A 14,056-nucleotide genomic window follows, 5' to 3' on the forward strand; every position below is an offset into this window, starting at 1 on the left:
CTACCTATATTACCTTTGATACTTTTTTTACTTCTTTCCCCTTTTTTACTTCTTTTCCCCCTACTACTTCAATTTAAAGTCGATGGTGATGGTTCCGCATTGTTTATCAATACTGGACTTGGTAAAGCGGAATTTCTTGGCAGATTGTATGGCTAGATCACGCAGGGTCGCATCGGTGGTGGTAGACCCTTTTTGTGTGTAGTCGGCGCTTACCACATGTCCATCGGTATCGACGCAGACTTTGACCACTACGCGGCCGGTCTTTTGTGAATTATCGTTGATCACGGGCTCATAGAGGACTCCACGGTCACCTAATCCGCCTCCAACCGTACCGCTACCGGTACTAATGCCTTCCAGGTTTTTGGCATTTGGGTCCCCATTGGGATCGCCCTGGTTTCCGGAGGTATTGGTTTTACCTTTACCACTGCCAAAGAGGTCACCATATTGCTTGGAGGCATCATCGTATTCCTGTTGTTTGCGGTCGGCTTCTTCCTGAGCCTTGCGGGCAGCTTCCGCGTCCGCCTTGCGCTTGGCGTCTTCCTCGGCCTGCTTCTTCCGGGCTTCTTCCTGTTGTTGCTTTTTCTTGGCGTCGGCTTCTTCCTTTTGCTTTTTCTTCAAAGCAATGGACTCCGGATCTTCGCTGGTCAGGATTTTTTCCTGCTTGGCCGGCTCAGGTTTGGATTCCACCGGAGGAGCCGTCTGCTTGGGTGGCTCGGGCTTTGGTGGTTCCTTCTTTTCATTCTGCATATCCGGCTTATCATCGCCCTGTCCTACATTTGGAAGGCCCAGACTCACCAGCAAACCAGGCTGGCCGGGGGGCGGCACCTGGATGGACATCAGGGGGAGAATCAATAGCAATATCAGTATTGCATTGACAATTGTACTGGTTACCAACGCTTTGCGACGGTTCTTTTCTTCATTAGCCAGTATCAGTTCTTCTCCCTGCATGATGCTGTCATTTATCTTAAGAACGCGACCGTACCTGTAAAAGGTACCATTCCGGCCGCGAATTCACACTTTGTTAACCTATTCGGGCCGGGTGGCGGCCACCACTTTGATGTTTAGTTTTAATGCCAGATTATACACCTGGGTTACGTATTTCCATTCTGCTTCCTCATCGGCATAGATAACCAGTGCATAATCGCGTGGATTCGGCGATGCATTGACCTGTGAACGCACGCTTCGCTCCAGTTCAGACAATGTCACCCGTTTCCCATTCCAGTAAAACGCTCCCGAAGGATCAATGGACACATCACCCGATTTGGGAGCTACAACTTTGGACACCGAACTGGGCAACTTCAGGTTGATCGCATTCTGAGTTACCAGCGATGATGTCAGCATGAAGAAGATCAGGAGCAGGAAGATGATATCCGTCAAGGATGACATGCTAAACTCTGCCGATACTTTATTTCTTTTTTTGATCATGTTCTTTCATTCAACATTCAACCTTCAGCATTCAACATTCAATATTGCTAGGCCGGTTCCTGTAGCAGGTCCATAAACTCCACGGTCGTACGTTCCATCTGGAAAATGACTTTTTCCACCAGGGAGACCAACAGGTTGTAACCGATGAATGCGAGAATACCAACAAAGAGGCCGCCAGCCGTGGTCAGCAGGGCCTGATAGATACCGCCGGCAAGTAATTTGGGTGTAATGTCCTCTGCGGTAGACATCTGATAAAACGCCAGGATCATACCGGTTACAGTTCCGAAAAATCCGATCATTGGCGCTGCGCCGGCAATGCTGGCCAAACGGGACAGGTTTTTCTCCAGACGGAAAACTTCCAGGTTACCGACATTCTCGATTGCTGCATCGATATCACCAAGCGGTTTACCAATACGCTGCAATCCTTTCTCGACCATGCGTGCCATCGGCGAATCGGTATTGCGACAGAGAGCCCGTGCACCTTCGATGTTGCCGGACTGTACACTGGCCCGGATATTATTCATGAAATTCTGATCAACCCTTCCAGCCTTGCTGATGGTGAGATATCGTTCCACCAGGATGAATACAGCAAGAAAAAACAATACCAGCAGGATGACCATGATGGCGATACCTACCGTCCCGGATTGCAGGATCACATCCAAAGCACTCTGGGTTTCAACACCTTCTTCAGGTAAAGTTTGCATATCTTGAAACAAAAGCCACATATACGGTTTACTTTAATACGGTTTCCAAATTGTCAGGTGATAAACGATATAGCCGATTTACAACGTATACCGAATAGCAAATTTAGGCATTTTTCAGATTACATTACATATTTTTTTAACTTATTACTTGCACTAAATCAATCTTTCATGTGACTCTAAACTCATATGTTAGCAAAAATTTAAAAGTCTGAATTCGCTGGCCGGCTATGAGTATAACCTGAAATTTTTGGATCGTAAACCATATTTTGTCTAAATTTAACTCAAAGTCAAATTTTTCTACCGAACGCAATTGATGGATATGAGAAGAATCCGTAAAGCAGCTGTACTCGGATCCGGTGTCATGGGATCAGCCATAGCCTGCCACCTGGCTAACGTAGGACTGGAAGTCCTGATGCTGGACATTGTACCGTTTGATCTGACCGAAAAAGAAGCATCCAATCCAATGGCCCGCAATCGCCTGGTCAATGAATCGCTGGCCAAGGCGATCAGCAGCAGGCCGGCGCCCCTCTATCATAAAGATTTTGCCCGGCGCATCCAAACCGGAAACCTCACCGATGACCTGGCGCTAATCAACGACGCCGACTGGATCATCGAGGTCGTCGTAGAACGGCTGGATATCAAAAGACAACTCTTTGCCAAGGTGGATCAATACCGCAGACCGGGTACTCTGGTCAGTTCGAACACGTCAGGCATCCCCATTCATCTCATGCTGGAAGGACGCAGTGACGACTTCCGCCAGCATTTCTGCGGGACCCATTTCTTCAACCCTCCCCGGTATCTGGAATTGCTGGAAGTCATCCCCACACCGGAGACCAGACCGGAAGTCACTGGTTTTTTCATGGACTTTGGATCCCGCGTGCTGGGCAAACAGACGGTCCAGTGCAAGGATACCCCGGCATTCATTGCCAACCGGGTCGGCGTCTATGCCATGGGTAAGGTCTATGAACTCACGCAAGAACTTGGCATCAGCATTGAAGATGCCGATAAACTGACCGGCCCTGCCATTGGCCGCCCCAATACCGGGACCTTCCGGCTGGGTGACCTGGTCGGACTCGATGTTGCCCTCAAGGTCATGGAAGGCATTAAACACAACTGCCCCGATGATGAACAGATGAAGAACATGGTGATACCGGAGTTTCTAAAATTTCTGGTAGAACACAAATATCTGGGTAACAAGACCGGACAGGGATTTTATCAAAAGACCAAAGAAAAAGATGAAAAAGGCCGTTCGGTCGTCCTCGGCCTCGACCTGAATACCCACCAATACCGGCCAGCCCAAAAACAAAACTTCCCCAGCCTTGGAGTCGCCAAACAAATCGATGATGTACGGCGTCGCGTAAAAGCCGTTGCGAACAGCGAAGACCTGGGAGGCCAGCTGGTCCGGAGGTCGCTGGCAGGGTTGTTTGCCTATGTATCCAACCGTATCCCCGAGATCTCCGATCACATTTACAGCATAGACCAGGCCATCAAAGCCGGGTTTGCCTGGGAGCTGGGCCCTTTTGAATATTGGGAAGCCGTGGGCCTGCAAGAAGGAAAAGCATGGGCTGAGGCGGAGGGTTACACCCTTAGTAACTGGGTCGAACAGTACATCGCCGGAGGACACGAAACATTTTACGAAAAGAAAGAAGGAAAACGCTATTGTTTCGATCCGCTCCAGAACAAAATGTTACCAACCGGTGGACTGGAGGGATTGGTATTACTGGACAACGGTAAGGCTCCGGTATATAAGAATGATGAGGTGATCCTACACGACATCGGCGACGGTGTACTCAATCTGGAGTTCACCAGCAAGGCAAATGCCATCGGGGAAGGCATCTTACGCGGGATCAATGAATCGATCGCTCTTGCCGAGGAAGGTAAATGGAATGGCATGGTCATCGGCAATACAGCCAAGAATTTCTCCGTCGGCGCCAATCTGATGCTGATGGGTATGATGGCCTTCCAACAGGAATTCGAAGAATTGAATCTGGCCGTAAAACTCTTCCAGGATACCTCCATGCGTTGCCGCTATTCGGCCATACCGGTGGTAGCCGCCACCCAGGGGTATGTCTTCGGAGGAGGTTGTGAGTTACAGATGCACTGCGATGCCACGATGGCTGCCGCAGAGTCTTATATTGGATTGGTAGAAGCAGGCGTGGGCCTGATCCCGGGCGGTGGAGGCACTAAAGAATTTGCAGTACGAGCATCCGATGCCTACCAGGCTGGCGAGATTGAGATCCCTACCCTGCTGGAGCGATTCAAGACCATTGCGTTGGCGGCAGTTTCTACTTCTGCTTATGAAGCTTTTGATCACAAGTATCTATTGCCGGAGCGCGATGAGGTCGTCGTCCGGGGCCGTGCCAACATCGCCGAAGCAAAAGCAAAAGTACTGGAGCTGGCAAAACATTACATCCAGCCGGTACCACGGGAAGACATCCGGGTTCTCGGCCGTCAGGGGTTGGCAACCCTGTTGATTGGTGCGCACAGTCTGAAGCTGGGTCATTATGCCAGTGAGCACGACATCAAGATCGCCCAGAAGATGGCATATGTGCTCTGTGGCGGTGATCTGTCCAGCCCGCAGAATGTCTCCGAGCAGTACCTCCTTGACATCGAGCGAGAAGCATTCCTGAGCCTCTGTGGCGAACCCAAGACACTGGAACGGATACAATACATGCTGGAGAACAATAAGCCGCTGAGGAATTGAAAGATAGACATGAGATGGGAGATTTGAGATGGGAGATGGGAGATTTGAGATGGGAGATGGGAGATTTGAGATGGGAGATGCGAGATGCGAGATGTGAGATGAACCTATTATAACCACTTATGTATGGCATATCATAATTACAAAGAGCTTATAGCATGGAAAAAGGCTAAGGAACTATGCATTTTCATCTATCATTTTTTCAATGAATGCGAGAATGAAAATTCTGTCTTCTATAAACAGATGATACGTGCAGCATTATCCATTCCTTCGAATATTGCAGAAGGCTGTGGCAGAGGAACCAATAAACAGACCTTACATTTTCTTGATATAGCATATGGTTCTACCTGTGAACTGGAAACACAAATGATTATTTATTCAGAAATTAAATCAGTAAATCAGGAGCATTTGGATATTATTTTCCGTCAAATTATTGAGGTCCAAAAATTAATCTTTGGATTTAAACATAAAATCTCATTGGGGGAAAATTCTCAAATCTCAAATCTCAAATCTCAAATCTCAAATCTAGCTTTATGGAAGCATACATCGTCAAAGCATACCGCTCCGCAGTCGGCAAAGCAAAGAAAGGAGGATTCCGGTTTTACCGGTCCGATGATCTGGCTGTTGAGGTCATAAAACATCTATTAAATGAAACGCCGGAGCTGGACCCCAAACTGGTGGATGATGTCATCGTCGGATGTGCCAATCCGGAAGGTGAGCAGGGATTACAGATCGGCCGGCAAATATCGGTACGCGCGTTGGGCAAGGAAGTGCCCGGTATGACCGTGAATCGCTACTGCGCATCGGGACTGGAAACCATCTCCATCGCGGTTGCCAAGATACGGGCGGGTATGGGCGAATGTTTCATCGCTGGCGGAGCCGAGAGCATGAGTATGCTCCCTATGGAGGGTTACAAACTGGCGCCTTCGTACCAGGTGGCCACCCATACTCCCAACTATGTTGTAGGCATGGGACTCACCGCAGAGGCGGTAGCCAAAAAATACAAGGTGAGCCGTGAAGACCAGGATATCTTCGCCTTACGCTCGCATACGCTGGCAGCAGCGGCAATCCGGGAAGGTAAATTCAAGGATGAGATCGTACCGGTGCCTGTGGAAGAAATCTATGTCGAAGATGGCCAACGCAAAGAACGCTCATGGGTGGTAGACACCGACGAAGGGGTTCGCGGTGACACCAGCCTGGAAGCCCTGGCAAAATTAAAACCGGTCTTCGCCAACGGTGGCTCCGTGACCGCCGGCAACTCTTCGCAGACATCCGACGGGGTCGCTTTCACCCTGGTCATGAGCGAGCAGCTGATGAAGCAACTTAATCTGACCCCGATAGCACGGCTGGTAAGTTGCTCGGTAGCTGGTGTGGAACCACTGTATATGGGTATAGGTCCCTGTGCTGCCATTCCAAAAGCCTTGCTACAAGGCGGGCTGAAGCTGGATGATATTCAACTCATCGAACTCAATGAAGCTTTTGCAGCACAATCTTTGGCCGTCATCCGGGAAGCCCACCTCAATCCGGATATCGTGAATGTAAATGGAGGCGCAATCGCATTAGGTCATCCACTAGGATGTACGGGCGCAAAACTAAGTACGCAGATATTCAATGAACTGCGCCGGCGCAATCAGAAGTACGGAATGGTGACCGCCTGTGTTGGTGGTGGACAGGGAATCGCGGGCATTTATGAGTTACTGAATTAAGGCAATATGTAACGCATATCCTCTAACTTATAACTCATTATACCTTACTACCTGTACGCTGTTATTGGAATAATACTACCATCCGGCCGGTATTTCAGTTCCGTCACTTTGACGCAACGCAGATGTGTTTTACCACCGGAAAGGGTGGAATCGTGGTAGAACAGGTACCATTTCCCTTGATATTCTACAATGGAATGATGGTTTGTCCAGCCGATCACCGGATTCAGTACGACACCCTGGTAGGTGAAAGGCCCGTAAGGGTTATCACTCGTCGCATAAACGATGTAATGCGTATCTCCGGTGGAATACGACAGGTAATATTTGCCCTGGTATTTGTGCATCCAGGGAGCTTCAAAGAAGCGCCGGTCGTGGTCTTTGGTTAATAAAGGCTGTCCTTTTTCATCCAGGATTTTTAACTCCTGCAACGGCTCGGCCAATTCGGTCATGTCATCCGCCAGTTTTGCCATGCGAGGCCCCAGCGCCGGCTCATCGGGATCGGGTTCAGCTCCATCAGGGCTGTATTGACCGGTTCTCCACCGTTGCAATTGCCCGCCCCAGATACCTCCAAAGTACATGTAATAAGCTCCATCATCGTCCTGGTAAACGGCAGGGTCGATGCTGAAGGTGCCAGCCATGGGTTCCGGCATTGCGGTGAACGGACCAGCCGGGTTCGTGCTGGTGGCCACGCCAATATGAAATACATCTTCCTTGTCCTTCGCCGGGAAATACAGATAGTACGTCCCGTTCTTGAAAGCTGCATCAGGTGCCCAAAGTTGCCTGCCAGCCCAGGGAATATTTTTAATGTCCAAAGCAATCCCGTGATCCGTAACCGGGCCACCAACCGTTTCCATGGAAAGGACATGATAATCCACCATCCCAAAATGATCGCCCAGGTCATTCTCCGGTATACCGGCTTCCCAATCGTGGCTCGGATAGATGTACAACTTATGATCAAAAACATGAGCGGATGGGTCTGCGGTATAGATATCAGTCACTAACGGCTCCGAAATCGGCTTCATCTGGGCCTGGTTCTCCATCATTTCTTCCATGGCCTCTTCTTGCTCTTCCTCCCCTTCGTCCTCGTCGCGGTTACCTTCCGAAGAAGAATTACAGGCGAATACCAGCAGAAAAACGGGAATCAGGAAAGGATAGAATTTCAGGTACCACTTTTTGAATGACATGTGTTATTGGCTTTTGACAGTAAAGACCGAAAATAGGAATTGTCTGGTGGATATTTCAATCCTTTTTTAAGCTCTGATTAGGGAAAACATCCTTCCAGCCTACTTTCCCCAGGCGTTTCAGTCTGCGCTAGCAATAGAGAATGATCCTGAATGTGATAAAATCTTGTTTAAAAGCAATGAGTTAGCTTTATCAAGGTTTACAATTGTCTTGAAGCCATACCTATATGAAGCTTCGCGTTACCACAAAATCATGAGATTTACATGCCCTTGCCCCCTTCAAAGGGTTACATCCCCCTTGCCCCCTGCAAAGGGGGAATGGTCCGACATGGGAATATCTTGTTTTAAATCGATGAGACTGTGGTATATATAAAATATGTTAAACTCACCTTTCATCATTGACAACCGGCAAGGAATGGATTAATTTAGAAAAATTACTAACCAATACATGTGTCATACGATTTCCAGCTTTAATTATTCCAACAGCCCCTATTTAGACAGAATCGATATTGATTTGGCCACATTTGCAAGTGCAAGTATCGGTCAAGCTATACTGAATACTTATGATGCAGATGTTGCTGTATTAATAACAGCTCAGAATTATTATCCCTTTGCAGGTGCTGCTTATATCGGAGGTAAATTTGCCATCGTTTCCGCACCATATGCCGGGCCGGGCCGGTGGACCTTTGCGCACGAAGTAGGTCATTTGTTTAAAGCAAGACATCAATTAACCGGGATTGGTCAGGATCCAAATCCCGATTGTGGGCACGGATACTTATTTGCTTCAGGAGATGAAGGAATTACTGTCATGTATAATTCCTCACTAACAGACAATACGGTGCGCGCACCCCGTTTTTCCAATCCGAATATTACTTTTAATGGTTACACCATTGGGACGGGTAATGAAAACAGTGCGACCCGAATTGCCACAGCCATCTGCAATTTAGGTTCGATCACCAGTGATCCGATAATGGAAATCAGAAATAATGATGCCATTCAGGAAGTTTCGATTTCACCCAATCCGGCTGATCAGGAGTTGCTTATTGAATTTCATAAAGGTTTCCAACCGAAATATTTGGTAATTCATGACCTCAATGGCAGGATAATTCACGAACAAACCATTAGCACAGCTAGGAAATTATTGGTCCCGATCCAAAATTGGCCAGGCGGATTATATACTTTGAATTTGGTTGATCAACAACTAAATAAGACCATTAAGATTGTCAAATTATGAAATGGATGAATTTTCTCTTTTGCATAATAGTATTATGTATTGCATGCCACAAAGAAGATATATTGGAAGACAATACTCTTAGCAAGGTAATTATTGGCAAATGGCAAATGATTCAAGTAATGGGTTTCCCTTATAGCCTGACTGAATGGGAAACTTTGCCATATGAAGGACCAATTTATGAATTTTACCATGACGGCACTTACTTTGAATTAGTGAATTCTCTTGATCCCCAGACAGGAACATATAAGGTGAACGATACAACATATACGATCCAGGTTGTAGTTAAAGACTTAAGAGAGGAAGAATCTTCTATTATCATAATAAATCATGATGAAATTATTTTCAGTTCCTCTGGGATTGAAGGACCAATTAAATATAAGTATAAACGGCTGGAGTAAAATTTGCTTTTCGGTGCACGCTTTACGCTGTTCGCTTATTTGGATAAAATGCACATAATTAACCAGCACAATAAATGAAATCCTGGACATTCTTTTCTTTAATAATAATAGTTTTGGCTTGCCAAAAAAAAAACCCACCGGAAGAATTTATACTCAGTGAGGTAATTATTGGCAAGTGGCAAAAAATAGAAGCAATGGGCTTTCCGTATAGTAATACGGAATGGGAAAGACTAACTTCCGAAGGTACAATTTAGGATTTCGAAGTCGATGGCAACTGTTCGATTAAATTTAGTTCTCAAGATTTTCAACCTGGAATGTATACGGTCATTGATTCAACGCTTAAATTGACCATTATCATCAGAGATGGCTTGGAGAAAATGGATTGGGATGTCTCAATCCCCAACAATGATGAAATGATCTGGGGAGCCTGTGGTGATGAAGGCCCGTTCAAACAGAAGTATCAACGGCTGGAGTAAAATTTGCTTTTCGGAGCACGCTTTACGCTGTTCGCTTATTTGGATAAAATGCACATGATTTACCAGCACAATAAATGAAATCCTGGACATTCTTTTCTTTAATAATAATAGTTTTGGCTTGCCAAAAAGAATCTCCACCGGAAGAATTTATACTCAGTGAGGTAATTATTGGCAAGTGGCAACATGTGCAATCAATGGACTTTCCATTCAGTAATACGGAATGGGAAGCCTTATCCTATGAGGGATCAATTTATATTTTTAAGGTATATAACACATTTATGGTAAAAGTCGAATCACAGGATTTTCAGCCAGGTACTTACATTGTCGACGATTCCACCAATACAATTCAGACAATTTTCAGAGGCATTCAAGTGGAGGTAGCAAGCGTCACGATCATTGATAAAGATGAAATCATTTTTAGTACCAGCGGTGATGAAGGAATAATGAAACAAAAATATAAACGGCTGGAGTGAATTTGCTTTTTGGTGCACGCTTTACGCTGTTCGCTTATTTGGATAAAATGCACATGATTAGCTAGAACAGTAAATGAAATCCTGGACATTCTTTTCTTTAATAATAATAGTTTTGGCTTGCCAAAAAGAAAACTCACCGGAAGAACTTTTACTCAGTGAAGTGATTATTGGTAAGTGGTTATAAAGAAACAGAAGCAATGGGCTTTCCATTCAGTAATACGGAATGGGAAACACTTCCATATGAAGGGGCTATTTATGTATTTTATGAAAACGGAGATTTAACGGCAAAATTTCCTTTGTTAGATATTCAATCTGGTACATACACCGCGAATGACTCCACCAGTAATATCGTAACTGTATTTAAAGAAATTCAAGTAGAAGAGTCCGATGTAATTATGATTGATTACGATGAAATCATTTTGGGTTTAAGTGGTGATGAAGGACCGATGAAACACAAATATAAACGTTTGGAGTAAATTTGCGTTTCGGTGCATGCTTTACACTGATCGATTATTTGGATACACTTAGCTTTCCCAATCTGATTTCCTGATTCTTGCAATCGAGCCGTAGTACTGAGGTATCCATAATCAATAAACTAAGGTTCAAGTATTTTACTAATTTCCTTGACGACCTCTTCATTGGTTATCGTCCTACCATGACAAAGGGTTGTGCTGCTGGCAAGCTTGCCCATTATCTACTTTTTGGCTGTTAATAATAAGTACTGCGTGAAAGCTTGGCCATCGGTAGGGCACTGTCTACTTTAAGTCCCATGCCCACAAAGCTCCTGATCACTTGTCATTTTGCTTCCACGCTGAATTCTTTTATTCAAGCAGCTCATTTTGCATTTTAATAGTAATTCCTTCTCCGCAATGATCTCTTTAGTCAATGGGATCTCCTTTCCCATTGCAAAAACTTCCTATATAATAAAATCGAATAGGAGGCATTTGTCCCAGGGAGAATAACAAACACTACGGCATGTAAGGCACCAAGGAGCACTAAGAAAGATCTAGATTTAAGAGTAGCTATTTAGGTTTTTTGATTTTATTGGATCATTTAACCAACAGGTACCGATCAAAGGACATCGGACACCAAATGATCCTACTCCGCAGTCACTTCAATTGCCGCTCCGGTCAGTCCTTCGCTCTTTGCCTGCAAGCTGATCCGACCCTTGACTCCGGTCGACTGCAGTATGGCCAGGCACATGCCATTGAAGGCATCCCGGCTTTCAGCCTTGAAGGGCTCCATGCTGGTCTGCAACCCATTATCGACACCGGCAATAAATGCGGGGCCACTGACTGAAAATTCGACATGGTTGTTGGCATTGGGGACTAAATTCCCTTTTTCATCCACGATCCGGACGGTAACAAAACTCAGATCACTGCCATCGGATTGAATCTTATCCCGATCTACGGATAATTCGATACGCGCCGGAGTTCCAGCTGTCTGGACCAGGGTCTCCAAAACTTGCTGCCCATTCTTCCGGCTCACTGCCCGCAATACGCCTGGCTCAAAGACCGTACGCCACTGGACATGCAGCGAGTCTCCTATTTTCTTTTGAACTCCAAGCGAGCGGTCATTGAGGAAGAGCTCCACCTCGTCGGCCTGACTGTAATAAGCCCATACGTCTACCGTATCGCCAGGGGACCAGTTCCAGTGGGGCAAAAGATGCAAAACCGGTTTGTCGGTCCATACACTCTGATAGAGGTAATAGGCATCTTTCGGGAAGCCGGCAAGGTCTACGATCCCGAAATACGAGCTACGCGCCGGATATCCGTAAGGGGTAGGCTCACCCAGGTAGTCAAAACCGGTCCAGATGAAGGTTCCGGCCATATCATCCAGGCGAAAGAACTCCTGGAGGGACTCTTCGTGCGTCGAAGCCCAGGAAGCACAGAAATTATCATAAGAAGAAGCCACCATATCCTTACCTGTGCTATCGTCTCCCGCAGGGAGAAATCCGGCGCGGGTGATCTGATCGGATGGCATGTGATAATATCCCCTTGTCTCAAATGCCGAGGCAGCCTCCGTAGCCAGAAAAGGTTTATCACCCCACATCTTTTGGGCGGTTGCCCAGTAGGGATGCCGGTAATTGTAGCAGATCAGGTCTTCCTGGTCGGTTCCCAGTAGTGCATTTTGAGGATTTACCTGGTCGATAGCAACGGTTACAGGTCTGGTCTTGTCCAGGTCAAGCACCGTCTTTTTTAGCTCAATAAACGTATAGTACCCGGAGCTGTCTACGGTACCGGTGTTCACCCAGGTTCCATTTTCATTACGCCAGATAGCCACCGACTGCTCCGGAATTTCATTGCCTACGCTCCACATCATAACCGATGGGTGATTCCGATCCCTCAGGATCTGATCCTGCAGGTCCCTGGTGTGCCATTCATCCCAGTAAAGGTGATAGTCATAAGGATTTTTTGGCCTTTTCCACATGTCAAATGCCTCATCCATCACAACAAAACCCATACGATCGCATAAATCCAGCAATTCTGGTGCCGGCGGGTTGTGGGAGGTACGGATGGCATTGACACCCATGCCTTTCAGGATCTCCAACTGGCGTTCGATGGCCCGGGTATTCACGGCAGCCCCCAGGGCACCCAGGTCGTGATGCATACAGACGCCGTACAACCGTAGACGCTGACCGTTAAGGATCAAGCCCTGTTGGGGATCAAAATGAAAATCGCGAATACCGAAGGAGGTGGAATAGCGATCCACGAGCGTCCCGTTGAAATCCCGGATTTCGGTAATGAGGGTATATAAATTCGGGGATTCAACCGACCATAACCGGGGGGCAGTAACCCGCAGTTCATCATCGACATCCAGGATGGCACCGACGTGCGACCGCACTTTTTGATCAGTTACGGTAACTTCCTGACCATCCGGATCCAGGATGCGCTGATAGACCTTCAGATTCTCGGCCTGCGGATAATGCTGGCGTATTTGCGTGTTTACTTTCACCACGGCCACACTATCTCCAACCTCCGGGGTTTCGATATGGGTACCCCACAGATCCACATAGGCCGGCCCGGTGGTTATCAGGCGCACGTGTCGATAGATCCCCGAACCGGAATACCAGCGCGAGTTGGGTTGTTGAGCGTTGTCAACACGTACTGCAATGATGTTATCCTTACCCCATCGAATATAGGGAGTCATATCGTAACGGAAAGAAATGTAACCGTTGGGACGTATCCCAAGGGATTGTCCGTTAATCCACACTTCGGAATTCATGTAAATCCCGTCAAACTCGATAAATAAATGCTTATCGAGGGAGTCTTTCGGAGCATCAAATTGCTTGCGGTACCATCCGATGCCTCCTGGCAATGCGCCGCCGCCGGCACCTGCCGGATTATCTCTGGAAAATTCACCCTCAATACTCCAATCGTGGGGCAGGTTCAGCTGGCGCCAGGAAACATCTGCGAACGATGCTTCCTTCGCTTCCGGCACATCGCCCAGATGGAATCGCCAGTTTTGGTCGACGTTTTCAGTTAACCGTCCTTCTACTGGTGTTTCAGGAGCCTGTTGACAGCCCAACTGAGCAATTATGATCAATGCGATCAGCGGGATGAACCATGATGAAAAGGTTCTCATGACGTACGTGTATTTGCGAAGTTCGAAGGTACGAAGAAACGAGATCAGATTTGAGGAAAAAGGGGTTAAGGGATAAAGGATAAAGGATAAGGGATAAAGGATAAAGGGATGTGGGGTATGGGGTGTGGGGTATGGGGTATGGGGTATGGGGTATGGGGTATGGGGTGGTGAACACG

At 46.9% G+C, this 14,056-nt stretch carries 13 protein-coding genes; 8 read left to right on the top strand and 5 right to left on the bottom strand.

Annotated features, from left to right (window positions below):
* Window positions 1–63: 63 nt before the first annotated feature.
* The 3 genes from H6570_11765 to H6570_11775 form a co-directional block, all read right to left on the bottom strand.
* On the bottom strand, window positions 64–948 hold the full coding sequence (locus H6570_11765; GenBank protein MCB9319954.1) for a hypothetical protein: 885 nt from the start codon (window positions 946–948) through the stop codon (window positions 64–66).
* A gap of 78 nt (window positions 949–1,026) precedes the next feature.
* Entirely contained in the window at window positions 1,027–1,425 is a 399-nt protein-coding gene (locus H6570_11770) for a biopolymer transporter ExbD (protein MCB9319955.1), read from the bottom strand.
* Window positions 1,426–1,472: 47 nt separating this feature from the next.
* Window positions 1,473–2,150, bottom strand: a complete 678-nt coding sequence (locus H6570_11775; GenBank protein ID MCB9319956.1) for a MotA/TolQ/ExbB proton channel family protein — start codon at window positions 2,148–2,150, stop codon at window positions 1,473–1,475.
* A 298-nt stretch (window positions 2,151–2,448) separates the two neighbouring features.
* Here H6570_11775 and H6570_11780 point away from each other — a divergent pair, with 298 nt between their 5' ends.
* The 3 genes from H6570_11780 to H6570_11790 all read left to right on the top strand — a co-directional run bounded on the left by H6570_11780 (window position 2,449) and on the right by H6570_11790 (window position 6,536).
* Window positions 2,449–4,833 (top strand): 3-hydroxyacyl-CoA dehydrogenase/enoyl-CoA hydratase family protein, encoded by a 2,385-nt coding sequence (locus H6570_11780; protein ID MCB9319957.1) that lies wholly within the window; start codon window positions 2,449–2,451, stop codon window positions 4,831–4,833.
* A 123-nt stretch (window positions 4,834–4,956) separates the two neighbouring features.
* Entirely contained in the window at window positions 4,957–5,466 is a 510-nt protein-coding gene (locus H6570_11785; protein MCB9319958.1) for a four helix bundle protein, read from the top strand.
* The gene (locus H6570_11790) at window positions 5,364–6,536 is read left to right on the top strand and encodes an acetyl-CoA C-acyltransferase (protein ID MCB9319959.1); all 1,173 of its coding nucleotides are present in this window, start codon (window positions 5,364–5,366) and stop codon (window positions 6,534–6,536) included. The genes H6570_11785 and H6570_11790 overlap by 103 nt, the downstream gene beginning before the upstream one ends.
* Window positions 6,537–6,583: 47 nt before the next feature.
* On the opposite strand, the gene H6570_11795 is transcribed toward H6570_11790, so the two are convergent.
* The gene (locus tag H6570_11795) at window positions 6,584–7,717 is read right to left on the bottom strand and encodes a glycoside hydrolase family 43 protein (GenBank protein ID MCB9319960.1); all 1,134 of its coding nucleotides are present in this window, start codon (window positions 7,715–7,717) and stop codon (window positions 6,584–6,586) included.
* Between the two features lie 445 nt (window positions 7,718–8,162).
* Between H6570_11795 and H6570_11800 the strand changes: the two genes are divergently transcribed.
* From H6570_11800 to H6570_11820, 5 genes are all read left to right on the top strand, one after another.
* Entirely contained in the window at window positions 8,163–8,948 is a 786-nt protein-coding gene (locus H6570_11800) for a T9SS type A sorting domain-containing protein (GenBank protein ID MCB9319961.1), read from the top strand.
* On the top strand, window positions 8,945–9,346 hold the full coding sequence (locus tag H6570_11805) for a hypothetical protein (protein MCB9319962.1): 402 nt from the start codon (window positions 8,945–8,947) through the stop codon (window positions 9,344–9,346). The genes H6570_11800 and H6570_11805 overlap by 4 nt, the downstream gene beginning before the upstream one ends.
* 314 nt (window positions 9,347–9,660) lie before the next feature.
* A complete protein-coding gene (locus H6570_11810) occupies window positions 9,661–9,822 on the top strand; it encodes a hypothetical protein (GenBank protein MCB9319963.1) in 162 nt (53 codons plus the stop codon).
* Window positions 9,823–9,896: 74 nt separating this feature from the next.
* A complete protein-coding gene (locus H6570_11815) occupies window positions 9,897–10,295 on the top strand; it encodes a hypothetical protein (GenBank protein ID MCB9319964.1) in 399 nt (132 codons plus the stop codon).
* A 197-nt stretch (window positions 10,296–10,492) separates the two neighbouring features.
* Complete coding sequence (locus H6570_11820; GenBank protein MCB9319965.1) at window positions 10,493–10,771, top strand: hypothetical protein; 279 nt, start codon at window positions 10,493–10,495, stop codon at window positions 10,769–10,771.
* 622 nt (window positions 10,772–11,393) lie between these two features.
* Here H6570_11820 and H6570_11825 read toward each other — a convergent pair.
* Window positions 11,394–13,880, bottom strand: coding sequence for a glycoside hydrolase family 2 protein (locus tag H6570_11825; GenBank protein ID MCB9319966.1), 2,487 nt, complete (start codon window positions 13,878–13,880; stop codon window positions 11,394–11,396).
* Window positions 13,881–14,056: the final 176 nt, after the last annotated feature.

It is taken from the genome of Lewinellaceae bacterium (assembly GCA_020636135.1).
In the GTDB taxonomy this organism is placed as follows: Bacteria; Bacteroidota; Bacteroidia; order Chitinophagales; family Saprospiraceae; genus JAGQXC01.